We start from the raw sequence: 17,026 nt of genomic DNA, 5'->3' as shown, positions 1-17,026 counted from the left end.
GATTCCGTGCTCACTGCCGTCGCCCACCTCCCTGCGGGGACGGGCGACGGCGGCATCCTTCTGGCCGACGGGATGGGACAGCGCGCCTTCGCGAACCGTTCCTTCATCATCCAGATGTTGCTGATCCTGGGCATCCTGGTGATCACCGCCTGGCTGTTCATGAAGCGCGGGGCGAAACAGCTGGCGGTGCGGCGCCTACTGATCATCTGCTTCGCGATCTTCGCGGTGTTCACGGTCATCTTCCCGACCATCCTCACGCAGGTGGCGAACTTCGTGGGCGTGGGCCGTGGCGCGGACCTGCTGCTGTACGCCACCGTCGTGGTGCTGCTGGGGGTGATCGCCGTGCAGGAGGCGCGCGCGAAGAACGAGGAGAAGCGCACCACCTATCTCGCCCGGCGGCTCGCGCTGGATGAGGCGCGTCCCGCGACCGAGTATCGGGCCGAGGCGCTGCGCGAGCACGGCGGACCGCGAGGCACCTGACCCCGTGCTGTTCCTGCTGCTGACGATCCTGCTGGTCCTCGCCGCGGTGTACGTCCCCGGATACGTCGGGGTGCGCCTGCTGGGCGGGTCGAGGCTGCTCGCCCTCGCACTCGCCCCCGCGATTGCGGGCGCCATCGCGGGGATCGGTGCGATCCTCGCCGCGCTGCTCGGCGTCCGCTGGGGCCTGCCGACGTATCTCGCGGCATCGACCCTCCTCGCCCTCCTGGGATGGGGCCTGGCCCGGTTCGGGCTGCGGCTGCCGACCACCGTGCTCGACGGGCCGCTCCTTCCGCACTCCCCCACCTCGTCAGGCGCAGCGCTGCACTGGGCACCGCTGTGGCTGGTGGGGGCTGCGGCCATCGCGCTGGCGCCGATCGCACGGCAGGCGGCCCGACCCGATGCCGTGCTGGAGCGCTGGGACACGCTCTACCACCTCTCAGCCCTGCAACGGGTGCGCGAGACCTCAGACGCCTCGAGCCTGCACCTGGGGGCGATCTCGAACTCAGCGCTCGAGCCCACGTTCTATCCAGCGGCCTTCCACGCTCTGGCCGGCATCGTGCCCTGGGGCAGCACCCCCGTCGTGCTGAACGGCACCGTGCTGGCGCTCGCCATCGTGCCCTGGGCGCTCGGGATCGCGCTGCTGGCCCGCACGGTGCTGCCGCAGGTCAGCTGGGCCCCGTTCGGGGCCGCGCTCGCGGCCCTGCTGATTCCCGCCACGCCGTGGAACCTGTGGATCCATCTCTCGCCGATCCCGAACCTCTCGGCGTTCGCGGCGCTGCCCGGCTCGCTCGCGGCCGCCGCTGCCCTGTGGGGGGCCCTGCTGCCCCGGCCCCGCTGGCGCTCGGCGGTGGCCGCCGGTCTGGTGGTGGGCGCCGCCGGTCTGGGACTGGGACTGCTGCATCCCAATGTGGCCGTGACCGCCCTGATCCTGCTCGTGGTGCTCACCGCGGTGACCGCGCTGCCGCATCTGCGCACCACGCCGCTGCTGGCTGCGGTTCCTCTGCTCGCCGCCCTCGCCGTGCTCGCAGTGGTCTTCTCCCCGCTCGGAGCGCATGTCACCGGCTTCGACGGCGGACTGCGGATCCCCCTGTGGCGGGCGTTCATGGAGGTGGGGCTCGGCCTGCTGACGGTGTGGCCGATGACGCTCGGGGTGGTCCTCGCGGCGCTGTGGTGGCCGGGTCTGATCCGCTGCCTGCGCACGGCCCCTCTGCGCTGGGTTGGGATCGCGTGGCTGGTCATCGCGGTGATCTACCTCGATGCGGCCCTGGACTCGCCGCTGAACCTCTCGGCGATCTACTACCGCGGGCAGGATCGGGTGTCGATGCCGCTGGCGATGCTGTCCTGCGTGCTCGTGGTGCCCGGCCTCCAGGTGTGGTCCCGCCTGCTGCCCGAGCGCACCCCGCAGGGCCCGCCGCGGGCGCTGCGACCGCTCACCATCGGCCTCGTGCTCGCCGCGGCGCTGCTCGCGCTCGGCTCCATTCCGGCACGGGATGACAACGCCGCTAAGAACCTCGCGGCGCACTATCCCGGACGCGGGCGGTTCCTGCAGCCCGATGAACGGGCCCTGTTCGAGGAGCATGTGCCGCAGATGGACTCTGCGGCGACGGTGCTGGCGAGCCCCTTCTCCGGGGCGGCGCATCTGTACGCGCTGTACGGCCAGGACGTGCGGCTGCCGGTGGCGGGGATGGCGTACTCGGATCTGGATCGAGAGCTGATCTACGCCACCGAGGACGCTGCGTACAACCCCGCCTCCTGCCAGCTGCTGCAGGACCACGGCATCCGGTACGTATACCAGGAGCGCCTGCCCTACGCCCACCATCGCACGTCCGATTCTGTGAATCTGGCCGGTCCAGAGCTGGGCCGGGTGCTGTTCGAGACCGAGCACTCCCGGATGATCGAGGTGGACTGCGATGCCGACTGAGGACGCGGGCGCTGCCCGCGCCCGGACGTATGCGCCGATCCTGGATGTGATCCGGGTGCTGGCTGTCATCGGCGTGGTGGTGGTCCATGTGATCGCCGATCACGTCCCCGATGGGCCGGTGGCCCTCACCGTGCTGCGGGCGCTGCTGGCCACCGCGGTTCCGGCCTTCGTCATGCTCTCCGGAGCGCTGAATCTCTCCCCCGTGGCGATGCGGCACGGCTCGGGCCCGTTCCTGGATCGGCGACTGCGCCGCCTGCTGCCCGCCACCATCGTGTGGACTATGTTCTATGCGGGCATCATGCAGATCGTCATCGCTGGACAGAGCGCCGATCCCGCCCATGTGGGCCGGGAGCTGGTGCTCGCCGACTCCTACCCCCACCTGTACTTCCTCCCGCTGATCCTGGGGCTGACGGTGATCACTCCGGTGCTGGCGGCCTATGTCAGCTCATCGGGGCGGCGGGCCTGGACCGTCGGCGCGGTGGCCTCGGTGTGGACGTTGCTCATCGCGGCGCTGCCGCCGCTCAGCGAGGCGCTGCTGGAGCGTCCTGTGACACCGCTGCAGCTGGGCACCTTCACGTACTTCCTGCCGTACATCGGGTACTACGTGCTGGGCCGCGCGGCCTGGGCGGCGCCGGTACCGCGACGGACCGCTGGGCTGCTGCTGTCCGTGGGCCTGCCGCTGCTGACGGCGGCGACGGTCTGGGCGTATCTCAGCCCGGTCACCTCGAGCGGCGCCGGGGTGGCGCTGCTGCCCACCTACCTGTCACCCTTCGTGATGGCGCTGTCGCTGACGCTGGTGATCGGGGTGCTGTCCTGTGGGCGGGAATGGGAGGTCAGTGAGCGCACGGAGTCGGTGCTGCGGCGAGCCGGGGATGCGACCTTCGGGGTGTTCCTGCTGCATTTCGTGGTGCTGGTGGGTCTGCGCGGGGTCGGCTTCCCCGAGGATTCGGCGCTCGCGGTGCTGGCGCTGGTCGTGCTGGTGGCGGTGGGGTCCTTCGCGCTCACGCTGCTGGGGAAGCAGATCCCGGGGGTGCGGGCGCTGCTGTAGGAGAGCTCGGGAGGTCCGCGAGGATCGCCTGCGCGGCCCGGTCCGCGCAGCCCGCCAGGGAGGCGTGCTCCACCGTCCAGGCGCGCAGATGCTCGCCGGACGGTGTCCCCTCTCCGGCGAGAGCCTGCAGCATCGCGGCGGCCACGGCCTCGGCGTCATGGGGCACCGCCCAGCCCAGCTGGTGGTCGCGGATCCGCTCATGGGCGGCCCCGTCCCCCGCGTGGATCACCGGGGTGCCGGTGGCGGTGGCGGCGTAGATCTTGGTGGGCAGCGCGAACTCATAGCCCTGGCCCGGGGTGATCGAGGACAGTCCCGCGACCGCGCCGCGCAGCTGGGCGGCGACCTCGCGCGGCGGAATCTTCTCCCGCAGCTCCACGCCGGTCAGGCCCTGCTCGCGCACCCGTCGGGCCAGGGCCTGGCGCCCCGATCCCTCGGAGAAGAACAGCAGCCGGGCCGCGGGGTGGCGGGCCTGCACCGTGGCGAAGGCGTCAAGGAAAATATCGGCCCCCTGCCATTCGGAGACCGTCCCCGCGTAGACGAAGTACGGCCCCGCCTCTGCGGCGTCGGGGCCGTCCGGGGTGAAGGTCGTGGTGTCGATGCCGTTGCCCACCATCGTGAGGCTCTCGCGCGGGCCGATGAGCTGCTCCACGCGGTGCTGCACGCCCGGGGAGATGGTGAGCACGTGGGCGGCGCGACGCCACACGGTGGTCTCCGCCCCGCGCACCAGGGCACGGACGATCCGCGGCACCCCGGCGACGGACTCGGTGGCATCGGCCCAGACATCGGCGGCGTAGAACGTGAAGGGCACCCGTCGCAGCGCAGCGGCGATCATCCCCACCAGCCCCGTGGTGGGCGGCGGCTCCAGCACGAGGGCGTCCAACGGGCGCTGGCGCAGCAGGCGCAGCGCGAGCGGTACATCGAAGCTCAAGTAGGACAGGTAGCCGCGCACCTGGCCCTGTGCATCACGGCGCACCGGCCAGCGCGAGATGCGGCGGTCCCCAGAGCGCCCCCGCGCGGTCCCGGGGGCGATGGAGGTCAGCACGGTCACGTCGGCGCCACCCCGTTCGAGGGCATCCACGAGCGCCTCCAGGCGGAAGGCCGCCGCCACCGGTTCGGGGGCATAGACACGACTGGCGAGCACCACGTGCGGCGCCCGGCCGGTGCGGCGCCGACGCGTAGGGCGTGAGCGCCGCGCGGCCCGGTCCCGTCTCACGCGCGCTCGCGCAGCGCGTCGATGCTGCGCAGCGAGGCGGTGCCGTCGCCGTAGTACGGGGGCCGCTCGCCGGTGGGCCGCGGTCGCTGCACGGCGTCGGTCAGCTCAGCCGGGTCAGGGACCAGGCGGTTCCAGCCGTCCTCGAGGGTCTCCACCCACTCGGTCTCGGTGCGCACGGTCGAACAGGGAGTGCCCAGCAGGTAGGCCTCCTTCTGCAGGCCCCCGGAGTCGGTGACCACCGCGCGGGCCCGCTGCACAGCGCCGATGAGCTCCGGATAGGCCACCGGGTTCCCCACATGGACCGCGCCTCCTGCCAGCGGGATGCCGGCAGCTTCGGCGCGTGCCACCAGGCGCGGGTGTGCGAACAGCGCCAGCGGCAGGTCGAGGGCCTGCAGCGCCTCGACGATGCTGCGCAGACGCTCAGGGTCGTCGGTGTTGTCGGCCCGATGGATGGTCGCCACGGCGTAATCGGCCGTGGGGTCGATGCCCTCGGGCAGGGTCGGGGTGGTGTCCTGGACGGATTCCGCCACCCGCAGGCACACGTCGGTCATGACGTCGCCGGTGACGATGGTGCGCTCGGCCAGGCCCTCGGCGGCGAGGTGATCACGAGCCACCTCGGTGGGGGCCAGCAGCAGATCGGCGGCATGGTCGGTGAGCACGCGGTTGTGCTCTTCGGGCATACGGCGGTTGAAGGAGCGCAGTCCCGCTTCGAGGTGCGCGACCTTCAGGTGCATCTTCACCGCGGAGAGGGTGCCGGCCAGGGTGGAGTTGGTGTCGCCGTACACGAGGGTCCAGTCGGGCCGATGCTCCTCGAGGACCTCGTCCATTCCGGCCAGCATCGCACCGGTCTGGCGGCCGTGGGTGCCGGAGCCGATCTGGAGGTTGACATCCGGGGCCGGGATCCGCAGATCCGCGAAGAACACGTCGCTCATCGCCGCGTCGTAGTGCTGGCCGGTGTGCACGATGATGTGTTCGACATCGTCACGCTGGGCGGCCGCATCGGCGATCGCCGCGAGCTTGACGAACTGGGGGCGAGCCCCCACCACGGACAGGATCTTCATGGGGCGGGGTCCTCCCTCACAGGTCGGCGGCGCCGCGTGGACGGCGCCGCCCCCAGGTACAGTGATCACGCACCACGATAGCCAACGGTCGGTCCCGTCCGGCACTGCGCCGCTCACGGACCGGGCGCACCCAGAGGGGACCTTGCATGACGTCTTCGCCCACCGGGTCGGCCGCTCGCATCGCCGTCCTCGTCTACAACGACTGCGCGAACGACTCCCGGGTTCTCAAAGAGTCCGGTTCCCTGCGCGATGAGGGCTATGAGGTGCGGATCATCGCAGTCGAGCGACGGGAGCTGGGCCGCATGGCGGAGCTCATCCCGCTGCGGGAGGGGCTGCAGCTCGAGCGGGTGCCCGAGTTCACGAGTGAACGTCTGCTGCCGCAGCTGGCACCGCTGTGGCGGGGGCTGATCAGCCATGGCACGGGCGCCGGCGATGACACCGACGCCAAGGGCGGCATCGACCATCGCGCCCGCCCGCGTCCCCGGCTGGATCGCGCGCGCCTGCAGGGGCTGCGGCTGCTGCGCGGCATGGGCGAGCGGGCTTTCCGCACCCTGGCCCTGGGCACCTATTGGGTCAACGCCACGCGCGCCGGGCTGCGCCTCAGCCCTGATGCGGTGCACGCGAATGACGCGAACACCCTGGTGCCCGCCATGGCGATCCGCGCGCTCTCGCGCCGCCCGGTGGGGATCATCTACGACTCCCATGAGCTGTGGCGCCACCGCAATGTCCGCTCCGACCGTCTGCTGGCCCCGCTGGTGGAGGCCATCGTGGAGTCGATCGGGATCCGGCAGGCCGATGGGGTGATCACCGTCTCCCCGTCGATCGCGCATTGGCTGCGCACCACCTACAACCTGGATCAGATGCCCACCCTGGTGCGGAACGTCCCGCTGGCCGATGGGCCGCCGGACCGGGCCACCGGGGTGCTGCGAGAGCGGGCGGGCCTGTCTGCCACGGACAAGGTCATCGCCTATGGCGGGCGCATCACCACCGCTCGCGGCATCGAGGAGACCATCGCGGCGCTGCCCCATCTGAGCGCGGATGTGCATTTCGTGCTGCTGGGCTACGGGGAGGCCGCTGCCCTGGCCGAGGTGGAGGAGCTGGCCGCCGAGCACGGGGTCTCGGAGCGGGTGCACCTGGTGGGGGCGGTGGCGCCCGATGAGGTGGCCCATGCCCTGGCCGATGGTGATGTGGCGGTGGTGCATGTGCGCCCGATCTGCCTGTCCTACCGCTATGCGCTGCCCAACAAGCTGTTCGAGTCCATCCGGGCGGGGCTGCCGATCGCCGCGGCGGATCTGCCGGATATGCGTGCGGTGGTCGAGCAGCTGGAGGTCGGGGAGGTGTTCCAGGGTTCGAGCACGGAGGACCTCGCGCATGCGCTGCGGGAGATCCTCGAGGCCCCCGAGCGGTATCGGCGGGCGGCCCGGGCTGCCGCCCCGACACTGACCTGGGAGCAGGAGATCCGCGGTATGCGCGCGATGTACCGCCGGGTGCTGGCCGAGGTGCGGGCGGCGAGCGGCCGATGAAGGTCACGATCGTCACCACCTGGTTCCCCACCGCTGTCGCGCCCGCACGCGGCTCGTTCGTGGTGCGCGATGCCCGGGCGATCGCCCGCACCGCGCGCGTGCGGGTGGTGCATCTGGTGCCTCCGGCGGATGATGACGGCTCCCGGCGCCTGGTCCACGAGGGCCTGGAGGTGCTGCGCATCCCGATGGATCCGCGCCGCCCAGATCAGATCCTGCGGGCGAGCAGGGCGCTGCCGCGGGCACTGCGCGGCGCTGATCTGGTGCATTCGATGGCGTTCTCCGCGCTGCTGCCGTTTGCGCTGCGGCGCCCCCGCGTGCCGTGGGTGCACACCGAGCACTGGTCGGCGGTGACCACCCCGGCAACGCTGCCGACGGCCGCCCGACTGGGTCTGCCGGTGCTGAGCCGTCTGCTGGCCCTGCCGGACCGGGTGACCGCGGTGTGCGAGTTCCTGGCCCGCCCCATCCGCGCGGTGCGCGGGCAGCGCCCCACCGATGTGGTGCCCTGCATCGTGGATCCGGTGCCGGTCATGCCGCGGCGGGACCGGGCCGATGGGACGCTGCGCCTGGTCTCCACCGGCGGTCTGATTCCGCGCAAGGATCCGCTGCTGGCGGTCGAAACGCTGGCCCATCTGGTGGACGAGGACATCGATGCGCATCTGGAGTGGCTGGGCGCTGGCCCCCTGCAGGAGGCCACGGCGCAGCGGGCCCGCGAGCTCGGGGTCGCCGAGCGCGTGCTGCTGCGCGGGGCGGTGGATGCCGCCGAGGTGCAGGATGCGCTGGGCCGTGCGGATCTGTTCTTCGGGCCGACGCGGGCGGACAACTTCTTCGTCTCCGCCGCGGAGGCCATCGTGGCGGGCCGACCCGTGGTGCTCGGTGCAACGGGTGGGCAGGGCGAGTACACGCGTGAGGAGGTCGGGCAGCTCGTCGCGCAGCAGGATGCTCGGGCCTACGCCGCCGCGATCCGGGCGGTGGATGAACGCACCCGGGACCTGTCTGCCCAGGCGATCGCGGACACGATAGGGGATGCGTTCTCCGCACCGGTGGTCGGGGCTGGCTATGCCCGGGTGCATCGCGCAGCCCTCGCCGCAGATCGGTCCCTGCCGCGCACATCACCGCGCCCCGCGCAGGGCGCGGATGATCCGCGCGGCACGGTGCTCGTGCTGTCCTTCTCCGACATCTCCCGAGATGCCCGGGTGCTGAAGCAGGTGCGGCTGCTCGCCGCCCAGCACACCGTGATGACCTGCGGTTATGGCCCCCCGCCCGAGGGCTCCGCGCAGCATCTGCGGATCCCGGATGAGCTCAAGCAGTGGCGGCTGGACAAGTCCCTTGTGCTCACTCGCCGGTATCACCGCGCCTACTGGGAACAGGAGGTCGTGGCATGGGTTCGGGCGCAGGAGCTGCCGTGCACCGATGTGGTGCTCGCCGATGATGTCGACACCGTGCCGCTGGCTCTCGCGCTGCGGCCGCGCGGCGGAGTGCATGCGGATCTGCACGAGTACGCGCCGCGGCAGAAGGAAGACCGTCTGGGCTGGCGGCTGTTCGTCGCCCCGTATCTGCGCTGGATCTGCCGCACCCATGTCACCCGCGCCGATTCGGTGACAACCGTCGGGCAGGGGCTGGCGCGGGAGTATGCGCGCGAGTTCGGGATCCGGGCCGAGGTGGTCACCAATGCCGCCCCATACCAGGATCTGCGCCCCACCGCGGTGCAGCAGCCGCTGCGGATCGTCCATTCCGGCGGGGCGATGCCCTCGCGGCGTCTGGACCTCATGATCGAGGCGATGGCGGATCCGGCGATCGAGGCGACGCTGGACATGTATCTCGTGCCGAGCGATCCCGGTTATGTGCAGCAGCTGCGCCACATGGCCCAGGCACTGCCTGAGGGGCGGGTACGGGTCCTGGATGCGGTGCCGTACGCGGATCTGCACGCGGTGCTGAACAGCTACGACGTCGGCGTGTTCGTGTGCCCGCCCACCACCTTCAACCTCGCCAACGCCCTGCCGAACAAGGTGTTCGACTTCGTGCAGGCGCGTCTGGCGCTCGTGGTCTCCCCCACCCCGGAGATGCGGGACCTGGTGCACGGCGGGCAGCTGGGCGCGGTGACAGACGGTTTCACCGCCCAGGATCTGGCCCGCACGCTGCGGGAACTGGATACCCAGGCGGTGCGGGCAGCGAAGGCGGCGAGCGATGCGCACGCCGGGGAGCTGTCCGCCGAGCAGCAGAGCGACGGATGGATCCGGGCGATCGCCACCCTCGTCGCCCGCGCGCAGCAGTCCGAGCAGCCGGCGGCCTCGCAACGCCCCTGAATCTCGAGCCCGGTGCTCCGTCGCGCGGAGTCAGTCGCGCGTCGTCAGCCGCGCTCAGTCAGCCGCGCGTATCGAGCGCCGCGAGATCCGCGGCGACGGTGCGTGCCCGGGCGCTCCAGGTGTGCTCATGGCGCACCGCTTCGACGCGATCGGTCAGAGCCGTCAGCTCCGTGCGGTCATCGCGCAGGGCGGCCAGTGCCGCGGCGATGCGCTCGCTGCTGTAGGGCACCTGCGCTCCGGCACCGAGCTCGGATACCAGATCTCCGGCGTGCGTCCCGGTGGTGGCGAGCACGGGTTTACCGTGGCCGATGTACTCGAACAGCTTCACCGGGGCGGCGAAGTCGCGGTAGCGGGCCGGCTCCACGGTCAGCAGGGTGAGGTGGGCGCGGGCGAACAGGGGCAGCAGCTCCTCGCCACGGGCATGGACCACCTCGATACGGCCGCTGCTGCCCAGCGGGTACTGCTCGCGCACGGCGTCCCAGGATTCGGGTGGGGTGCAGAAGATCAGGCGCACCCCCGCGGTGGCGTCCACCGCCCGGAACAGCTCGTGCATGCGGTAGTACTCGGAGACATTGCCGACGTACAGCGCGGTCAGCTCGCCAACGGCCTCCCGTCGGCTGTCGTGCACGGCGGCACCGGGTGGCAGCGGGGCGGTCTGCTCAGGGCGGATCCACGGCACCATCGGCGCCATCTTCTGCGAGGGCAGGTAGATGCGGTTCAGCCAGCGACGCATCGCCAGCAGTTCCGCGTGGTAGAGGGTGGTGGTGCCGGTGGCGATCAGGCGGCCGACGTCCTGCACATAGGCGGGGAAACGCCAGTACACATCGCGGTAGAACATGCCGGTGGGCACGCGGTGGCGGTGCAGCAGGCGCAGCAGGCTGAGGTCCACGGCCGGGTGGGTGGGCAGATGGTGCGGCTCGGTCAGCAGCGTCGGCATCGTGGAGTTCTCGCCGTAGGCGAAGTCCAGGCGGAGGCCCCGGTACAGCTTCCACCGCAGCTCGCGCAGGGCGCGGGCGCGCTCCGCCCCGTGGCCGGCGATCTCGATGACGTCATAGCCGGCGTCGGTGAAGGCCTGGCGCATCTTGGCGGGGCGCACCCCGGAGCCGGTAGCTCGGCCGTGGATCGGGTAGGGGGCGTGGAACAACATGGTGGGGCGGGTCATGGCGTCTCCTGCTCGGCGCGTCCGGTGAGCCCGGCGAGCGCGGCCTGCTCGGCGAAGGCCGGGACCTCGGCGACCACCTCGTCGAAGGTGCCGGCGGCGACGACCTGGCCGTCGGCCATATAGAACACGATGTCGCAGTGCTGGATGGTGGCCAGGCGGTGAGCGATCGTGATGGTGGTGACCTCGCCGCCGAGCTCACGGATCGACCCGGTGACCGCGGCTTCGGTCTTGGTGTCCAAGGCGCTCGTGGCCTCGTCCATCACCAGGACCTTCGGATCGGTGTACAGGCCGCGGGCGATCCCGATGCGCTGGCGCTGCCCGCCCGAGAGGGTGGTGCCGCGCTCCCCCAGCCGTCCGGCGAGGCCATCGGGTCGGGATTCGATCACCTCGAGCATCTGTGCGCGGCTTAGGGCACGCCGCACCCGTACGGGCTCGACCTCTGCAGGGTCCCAGGTCAGCGCCACGTTCTCCCCCACACTGACGTCGAACAGCGCCACCTCCTGCGGGACGTAGCCCACGGAGGCGCGCCACTGGCGCAGCACCGTGGTCATGTCGATGCCGCCCAGCAGGATGCAGCCGCTGCTGGGGGTGAGCAGGCCCAGCAGCAGATCCACGAGCGTGGATTTGCCGGCGCCGGAGGTGCCGACGACGGCCACGGAGCTGCCGGCGGGGATGCGCAGGGAGACGTCGCGGACGGCGGGCTCCTCGCGGGCCGGGTAGGTGAAGGTGACGTTCTGCAGCTCGATGTCATGCAGCCCCGGCGGGAGGGTCGCGCTGTCCGGTTCTTCGGTGCGCGCGACGGCTTCTTGCGCGAAGTCGATGTCGTCGATGATGGAGTCGGCGAAGGCGGCGTTGGTGAGGATCCGGTTCTGGGTGGACTGGAAGCGGGTCAGCGAGGGGACGAGGCGGAATCCGGCGACGGCGAACAGGGCCACCGACGTCATCGCGGAGGTCGGGCCATCGTTCGGCAGCCCGGTGAGGTAGCCGACGCCACCGACCACGACGAAGCCACCGACCATTCCGGCGTCCAGCACGAAGCGCGGCATCTGGTTGTAGTACTGGGCGTAGGCGCGGGTGGTCGCGGCGGCGGCCCGGCGGTCCGCGACGATCTCCGCGACCTGCGCCTCATTGCCCTTGAGCGTCAGCTCCTTGAGCGCGGCGATCACCTCCCCCAGCAGGCGCACCACCGCCAGGGAGTTGTCCCGGTTGACGGCGCCGTTGGTGACCGCCCGCGGGGTGACCACGCGCGAGAGGATCAGCGCGATCAACCCCAGGTACACGAACGTGGCCAGGGCGATCCGCCAGTCCATGATGATCAGTCCGATGCTGATCACCGTGATGGTTGCGAATTCGGCGAGCACCGTCATCGAGGGCATGAGCACATTGGCCACCACCGCGGCGACCCCGGAGTCGACCATGCGGATGATCTCCTGCGTGGAGCGGGAGGTGCGGTCCACCCAGGAGGAGGACATGTAGGCGCGGAACAGGCGCTGTCCGATCGCGACCTCGTGCTGGGCGAATCGCTGGGTGGCGATGCGGATGGTCAGCAGGTTCAGCCCGCTCTTGATCATGATCAGCGCGACGAACGCGCCGACCAGGATCATCATCTCCTCGAAGGTCTTCAGCTGCCATCCCAGCAGCGGCACGGTCACCGCCTGGGAGGGGGCCATGAGCCCCGGGATCACGATCGCGATCGCCCCGAGCGCCACCACGTCCAGCAGGGCCAGCAGGCTCATGACGACCCCGAAGCTCCACAGGAAGCGCCGCGAGCGCGCGGGCAGCACGGACAGGGTCCGCAGCACGATGCGGATCGTCTCTTTCACGCGGCTCCTCCTTCGACGGATCGGGTCAGCACGGCAGCGTCACCTCGTACAGGGCGTAGGGACCATCCTGCTCCACCAGGCGCAGATCTTTCGGCGGGATGCCGTACAGCCCCACCCAGGTGGGGGCGGAGGCGGGGCTGATCAGCCGGCCGCTGAACTCCGAGGTGTCACGGTACAGGTGGGTGGGGCTCACCCGTGCGAGGGCATCGCACACCTGGCGTCGATCATCCAGGCGGCTGAAGTACTTGGCGATCAGGGCGCCATCGCGCGTCTGCGGGCTGCCCATGATGGGAAAGACCGTCTCAACTCCGCCGACGGACCAGTACAGGGGGGTGCCGTCGCGGGGGTCGCCGAGCACCACCGCGTCATCGGGCAGCTGCGCCGCGGTGCGCTCAATGAACGCCCGTTCCCGTGGCGTGACGTAGGGGGAGAGTTGCAGCCCGTAGGCGGTGTACGCCAGGGACCCGGTCAGCGGCAGCCGTTGCGGCACGGCGACGGCGAACACGCTCGTGAGGACCAGCGCCCCGGCGGCGACGGGGGCCAGCGGCAGCTGCGCCCAGCGCAGCGTCCGGGCATCGAGCGCGGCAAGTCCCCGGGCCATGAGCACCACGAGCAGGGCCGTCATCAGCGGGGCGATCCGCTCGCGGGCCCCGTACCAGGGGTTCACGAGAGCTTCGGCGAGCGGTGCGGAGATCTGCGTGGCCACCGCCAGCACGATCGTCACGACCACGCCCAGCACCGCCGTGGTCCCGATGGTCTCGCGGCGGCGCAGGGCCGCGACGGCCCCGACGACGGCGAGCACCCACAGCACCGCGACCGGCCACAGCGGTGCCTCGAGCACGGGGACCCGCGGGGTGTCCACGAGGACCCGCCACAGCACGCTCAGCAGCGGATCCGAGCTGGGCCGCGTGAGGTCCATCCCCTCCAGCAGGATCCGCGAGCCGATCACGAACAGCAGGGCCGCCGCGAGCGCGAGCCCCACCTGGATGCCGCCCCGGCGCCGCTGCCCGGCCCGCAGGCGCGCAGCTCCATGCACCAGCACGATGAGCCCGGCGAACACCGCGACGGAGAACATGATCGTGGGATGGGCCAGAGCCGTGCCCAGCAGCACCGCCCCCACCCCGAGGGCTCCGGGCACCGGGTGCACCCCGAGCCGCCCCTCCATGAGCAGCACGACAGCAGCGAGCGCTGGGGGCAGGCAGAGAGCTCCGAGCACCACGGGCCACAGGCCCATCACGAGCGCCATCGCCGGGACGCTGAGGAAGATCGGGGCGGTGAGCGCGGCGAGAACCGCAAGCCACGGTCGGCGGCGGGTGGAGACCACGCAGGTCGCCACGAGAGCGGCGAGAGCAGCGGGCTGTGCGGCGAGCATCGCCAGCGCCATCGCATTGGCGGCGGGGATGGTGTCCAGCGGCAGCAGGGCCGACAGGGCGTCCACGACGACGGGGTAGAAGGTGGGCTCGCCGTACAGCCCGGTCAGCGCCGAGGTGAGGGTCGCATCCCTCCGATGCCGGATCTCCGCGATCGCGGAGAGGTGGAAGAAGGAGTCGTAGCTGCCGTTGAGGGTGTCGATCCCGCCCATCCACCGCATGGCCGACGCCGCTGTTGCGATCCCCGCGAGCGCGCACGTGCCGCTCACGAGCAGCTCAGCCTGCATGCGCAGGGCCGGCTGGGCGATGCTCTCCCGCGGGGCGGCGACGCTGCAGCGGTCTGTGCGGCGGTGCAGCACCTCGCGCAGTGCGCGCACCGCGGCCAGGAGCAGCACCAGCCCCACCCCGGTGCTCAGCGGAGTCCAGGGGATGGCGAGCAGGTGCAGCACGGCGGCCAGCAGCACCGCTGCCAGGACCGTCAGCGGCGGCGCCCACCCCCAGCGCACCGGCACCCGTGCACCGGCGGCCAGCAGCAGCAGCAGTCCGGGCCCGGTGAGCAGAGCCCAGGCGAGCAGCACCGGCAGCAGGGCGGTCATCGGTATCGTCCGTCCGGATGGGCGGTCACAGATATCACCGCGGGAAGAGAGCGCGGGTGTACCCGTCGATCACCTGCTCGGGATCGCGGTGCTGGAGGGCGAAGGCGCGTGCGGCCTGCGCGGCCCGGGCGTAGGTCTGCTCATCCTGCAGCGCGAGGATCCGCTGCACGGCTGCAGCCGCATCGGGGACCACCCACTCATCGCTGTAAATGGTGCGGGCTCCGCCATAGGGCACAGTGTCAGGCCAGTCGCGCACGACGGCCGGACAGCCCGCAGCCAGGCCTTCCATGACCGCTTCATGGGTGCCTTCGTGCCGGGATGAGGACAGCACGATCCCGGAGGTGGCCAGCAGCGCGGGGACGTCCTGGCGCGGACCCAGCACCTGGATCGCCGCGGGCGGGAAGTCGGCCAGGCGCCGTCGGACCTGCTGCTGGTACGGGGTGTCGTCCGCGGGATCATCCGGCAGCTGCGGACCGATCAGGCGCAGCTGGAAGGCGGGGTCGTGCTCCCGGAGGGCCGAGAGCACGTCCAGGGTGAACATCACGTCCTTGACCGGGCGCAGCCACCCCACCTGCACCAGCAGCGCGGGGTCCCGCTCACCGGCAGGTTCGGGGCCCAGGCCGTGCTGCAGCAGGTTCCCCACCTGGCTGGCAGGGACCGCGGAGGCCTGCGGCGCGATGGCGTCGAGCATCCTCCGCACGGGCGGGGAGACGTGCAGCAGCCGGTCGATCCGCGGATAGTCATGCAGCAGAGCGAAGGGGGTGAACACTTCGAAGCGGTGCATCCGTGCGGTGAGCAGGCGCGGGGCGCGATCCAGCAGGGTCACCCAGGTCAGCACATGGTGCGCCCACTCCACGAGGACCGTATCGGCCCAGTCGAACGCCGCGGCGAGCTCGGGCGGGGTGGGCAGGAGCGCCCCGCGGGTGATCGCGTCATAGCGTGCGCGCAGCAGGTGATCGCGGTCCGGCATGCCGGGGGCGGCGAGCTCGTCGACGTCGATCTCGCGGATCTCGATCCCGCCGCGGGCGCGCAGCGCCTCGATCACGGGGTGGATGAACGTCCAGTTCGCCTGGGCGAGGACGAGCAGACGCAGCGGCTCTCCCGGCGCCCGGTCCCGGGGCGGCGGGGCGGTGGGGCGCACAGCAGGGTCGATGGTCCCGTCGATCAGCAGCGTGCCGATGCTCGCGCTGCGCAGCGGGCGCAGAACCGGCTCGGGATCAGCCGCCAGGGGGGACTGCCCGGCCTGGTGGAGCGCCCCGTCGTAGGTGATGCGCAGCGCTTTGTCGAACCAGGTCAGCGCTGAGGAGATCCGGCCGCGCGCATGGTCGCGGTCGGACAGGCGCAGCAGGCGCTCCACCGCCTCACGCCAGGAGGATTGCGCGCCGTGACGGGCGAGATCCTCCTGGGCGGCGAAGTAGGTGCCCATGCCGCCGACGCGGCCCGGCAGATGCCGCAGCCCCCTTGCGATCAGGGGGATCGCCCGCCGGGCAGCGCGACGACGCTCACGCACGAGCGGTGATCCCCTCCGGGGCGACCACGCGGCCCTCGCGCGCCGAGACGAGCACCGCTTCGATGGCGCGCACCGTGCCCAGGCCTTCGCGCATGGTGACGATGTTGGTGGTGTCCACGCCCAGCACGGCATCGCGGAATGCCTGGTGCTCGGTGGCCAGCGGCTCCGTGCGCTGCAGGGCGTAGCGCACCGAATCGCCTTCGCTCACGCCGCGGAAGGAGGCCATGGACTCCCACAGGTTCGTGGGGTTCTCGCCGTTGGCGTGGAAGGTGAGGTCCGCGTTGAGGGTGTCGCCCACCAGGGCGCCCTTCTCGCCGGTGACGATGGTGACGCGCTCCTTGAACGGGGAGAGCCAGTTGACCAGGTGCCCGGTGATGGTGCCGTCGGCGAGCTCTCCGGCGATCGAGACCATGTCCTCGTCCTCGCGGCCGGAGCGACGCGTGGTGGTCGCGGCGACGGAGGCGAAGGAGGACTGCGCGACCCAGGCGGTGAGGTCCAGGTCGTGGGTCGCGAGGTCCTTGACCACGCCGACGTCGGCGATACGGGCGGGGAAGCCGCCCTGGCGGCGGGTGGCGATCTGGTAGATCTCCCCCAGCTGACCGCCGGCGATGCGCTTGCGCATCTCCTGCAGCGCAGGGTTGTAGCGCTCGATGTAGCCCACCGCGCCCACCAGGCCCGCCTTCTCGAAGGCGGCGGTGATCTCTTCGGCCTCGGCGATATCGAAGGCCAGCGGCTTCTCCACCAGCGTGTGGATCCCAGCGTCAGCCAGGGCGATCGCCACATCGCGGTGGAACTGGGTGGGCACAGCCACGACCGCGTAGTCGATGCCCGCCGCGATCAGGGCGTCGACATCGGGCAGCACCTCCATGCCGGCAGCGGCCCCGTGCGGGTCACCGTGCGCATCCGCCACGGCCACCAGGTCCACGCCGTCCAGGGCGCGGAGGTTCCGGGCGTGGTGGCGGCCCATCATGCCCAGGCCGATCAGTCCGGCGCGCAGGGTCTTCTTCTGGCTCATG

Annotated in this window: 12 protein-coding genes; 5 read left to right on the top strand and 7 right to left on the bottom strand. The window is 71.4% G+C overall.

Annotated features, from left to right (window positions below; genetic code table 11):
- Positions 1 to 6 precede the first annotated feature (6 nt).
- From CJ197_RS01805 to CJ197_RS01795, 3 genes are read left to right on the top strand one after another with little or no spacing between them, the layout of a single operon-like run.
- Positions 7 to 480, top strand: a complete 474-nt coding sequence (locus tag CJ197_RS01805) for a DUF2304 domain-containing protein (RefSeq protein WP_233190591.1) — start codon at positions 7 to 9, stop codon at positions 478 to 480.
- 4 nt (positions 481 to 484) lie between these two features.
- Positions 485 to 2,401, top strand: coding sequence for a DUF6541 family protein (locus CJ197_RS01800; RefSeq protein WP_102235064.1), 1,917 nt, complete (start codon positions 485 to 487; stop codon positions 2,399 to 2,401).
- Positions 2,391 to 3,449: an acyltransferase gene (locus tag CJ197_RS01795; RefSeq protein ID WP_102235063.1), complete on the top strand. Its 1,059-nt coding sequence runs from the start codon at positions 2,391 to 2,393 to the stop codon at positions 3,447 to 3,449. The genes CJ197_RS01800 and CJ197_RS01795 overlap by 11 nt, the downstream gene beginning before the upstream one ends.
- Here the strand turns inward: CJ197_RS01795 and CJ197_RS01790 are convergent.
- Positions 3,403 to 4,662, bottom strand: coding sequence for a glycosyltransferase (locus CJ197_RS01790; RefSeq protein WP_102235062.1), 1,260 nt, complete (start codon positions 4,660 to 4,662; stop codon positions 3,403 to 3,405). The genes CJ197_RS01795 and CJ197_RS01790 overlap by 47 nt on opposite strands.
- A complete protein-coding gene (gene wecB / locus CJ197_RS01785; RefSeq protein ID WP_102235061.1) occupies positions 4,659 to 5,723 on the bottom strand; it encodes a non-hydrolyzing UDP-N-acetylglucosamine 2-epimerase in 1,065 nt (354 codons plus the stop codon). Before wecB ends, CJ197_RS01790 begins: the two co-directional genes overlap by 4 nt.
- A 146-nt stretch (positions 5,724 to 5,869) precedes the next feature.
- Here wecB and CJ197_RS01780 point away from each other — a divergent pair, with 146 nt between their 5' ends.
- Together CJ197_RS01780 and CJ197_RS15310 are read left to right on the top strand one after the other, a co-directional pair.
- Positions 5,870 to 7,246 carry a glycosyltransferase gene (locus tag CJ197_RS01780; RefSeq protein WP_102235060.1) on the top strand — a complete coding sequence of 459 codons (1,377 nt, stop codon included), beginning with the start codon at positions 5,870 to 5,872 and terminating at the stop codon, positions 7,244 to 7,246.
- Positions 7,243 to 9,549, top strand: a complete 2,307-nt coding sequence (locus tag CJ197_RS15310) for a glycosyltransferase (RefSeq protein WP_199173850.1) — start codon at positions 7,243 to 7,245, stop codon at positions 9,547 to 9,549. The genes CJ197_RS01780 and CJ197_RS15310 overlap by 4 nt, the downstream gene beginning before the upstream one ends.
- A gap of 58 nt (positions 9,550 to 9,607) precedes the next feature.
- Here the strand turns inward: CJ197_RS15310 and CJ197_RS01765 are convergent, their stop codons facing one another.
- The 5 genes from CJ197_RS01765 to CJ197_RS01745 are packed head-to-tail and all read right to left on the bottom strand — an operon-like array spanning position 9,608 to position 17,025.
- Positions 9,608 to 10,711, bottom strand: coding sequence for a glycosyltransferase (locus CJ197_RS01765; protein ID WP_102235059.1), 1,104 nt, complete (start codon positions 10,709 to 10,711; stop codon positions 9,608 to 9,610).
- Positions 10,708 to 12,534 (bottom strand): ABC transporter ATP-binding protein, encoded by a 1,827-nt coding sequence (locus CJ197_RS01760; protein WP_102235058.1) that lies wholly within the window; start codon positions 12,532 to 12,534, stop codon positions 10,708 to 10,710. Before CJ197_RS01760 ends, CJ197_RS01765 begins: the two co-directional genes overlap by 4 nt.
- A 25-nt stretch (positions 12,535 to 12,559) precedes the next feature.
- Positions 12,560 to 14,500 carry a DUF6541 family protein gene (locus CJ197_RS01755; protein ID WP_102235057.1) on the bottom strand — a complete coding sequence of 647 codons (1,941 nt, stop codon included), beginning with the start codon at positions 14,498 to 14,500 and terminating at the stop codon, positions 12,560 to 12,562.
- 34 nt (positions 14,501 to 14,534) lie between these two features.
- Positions 14,535 to 16,010, bottom strand: a complete 1,476-nt coding sequence (locus CJ197_RS01750) for a glycosyltransferase (protein ID WP_102235056.1) — start codon at positions 16,008 to 16,010, stop codon at positions 14,535 to 14,537.
- The gene (locus tag CJ197_RS01745) at positions 16,003 to 17,025 is read right to left on the bottom strand and encodes a Gfo/Idh/MocA family protein (RefSeq protein ID WP_102235055.1); all 1,023 of its coding nucleotides are present in this window, start codon (positions 17,023 to 17,025) and stop codon (positions 16,003 to 16,005) included. Before CJ197_RS01745 ends, CJ197_RS01750 begins: the two co-directional genes overlap by 8 nt.
- Position 17,026 lies beyond the last annotated feature (1 nt).

The organism is Brachybacterium sp. UMB0905, from assembly GCF_002871795.1.
Lineage (GTDB): Bacteria > Actinomycetota > Actinomycetes > Actinomycetales > Dermabacteraceae > Brachybacterium.
This window is presented reverse-complemented; position numbering and strand designations above follow the sequence as displayed.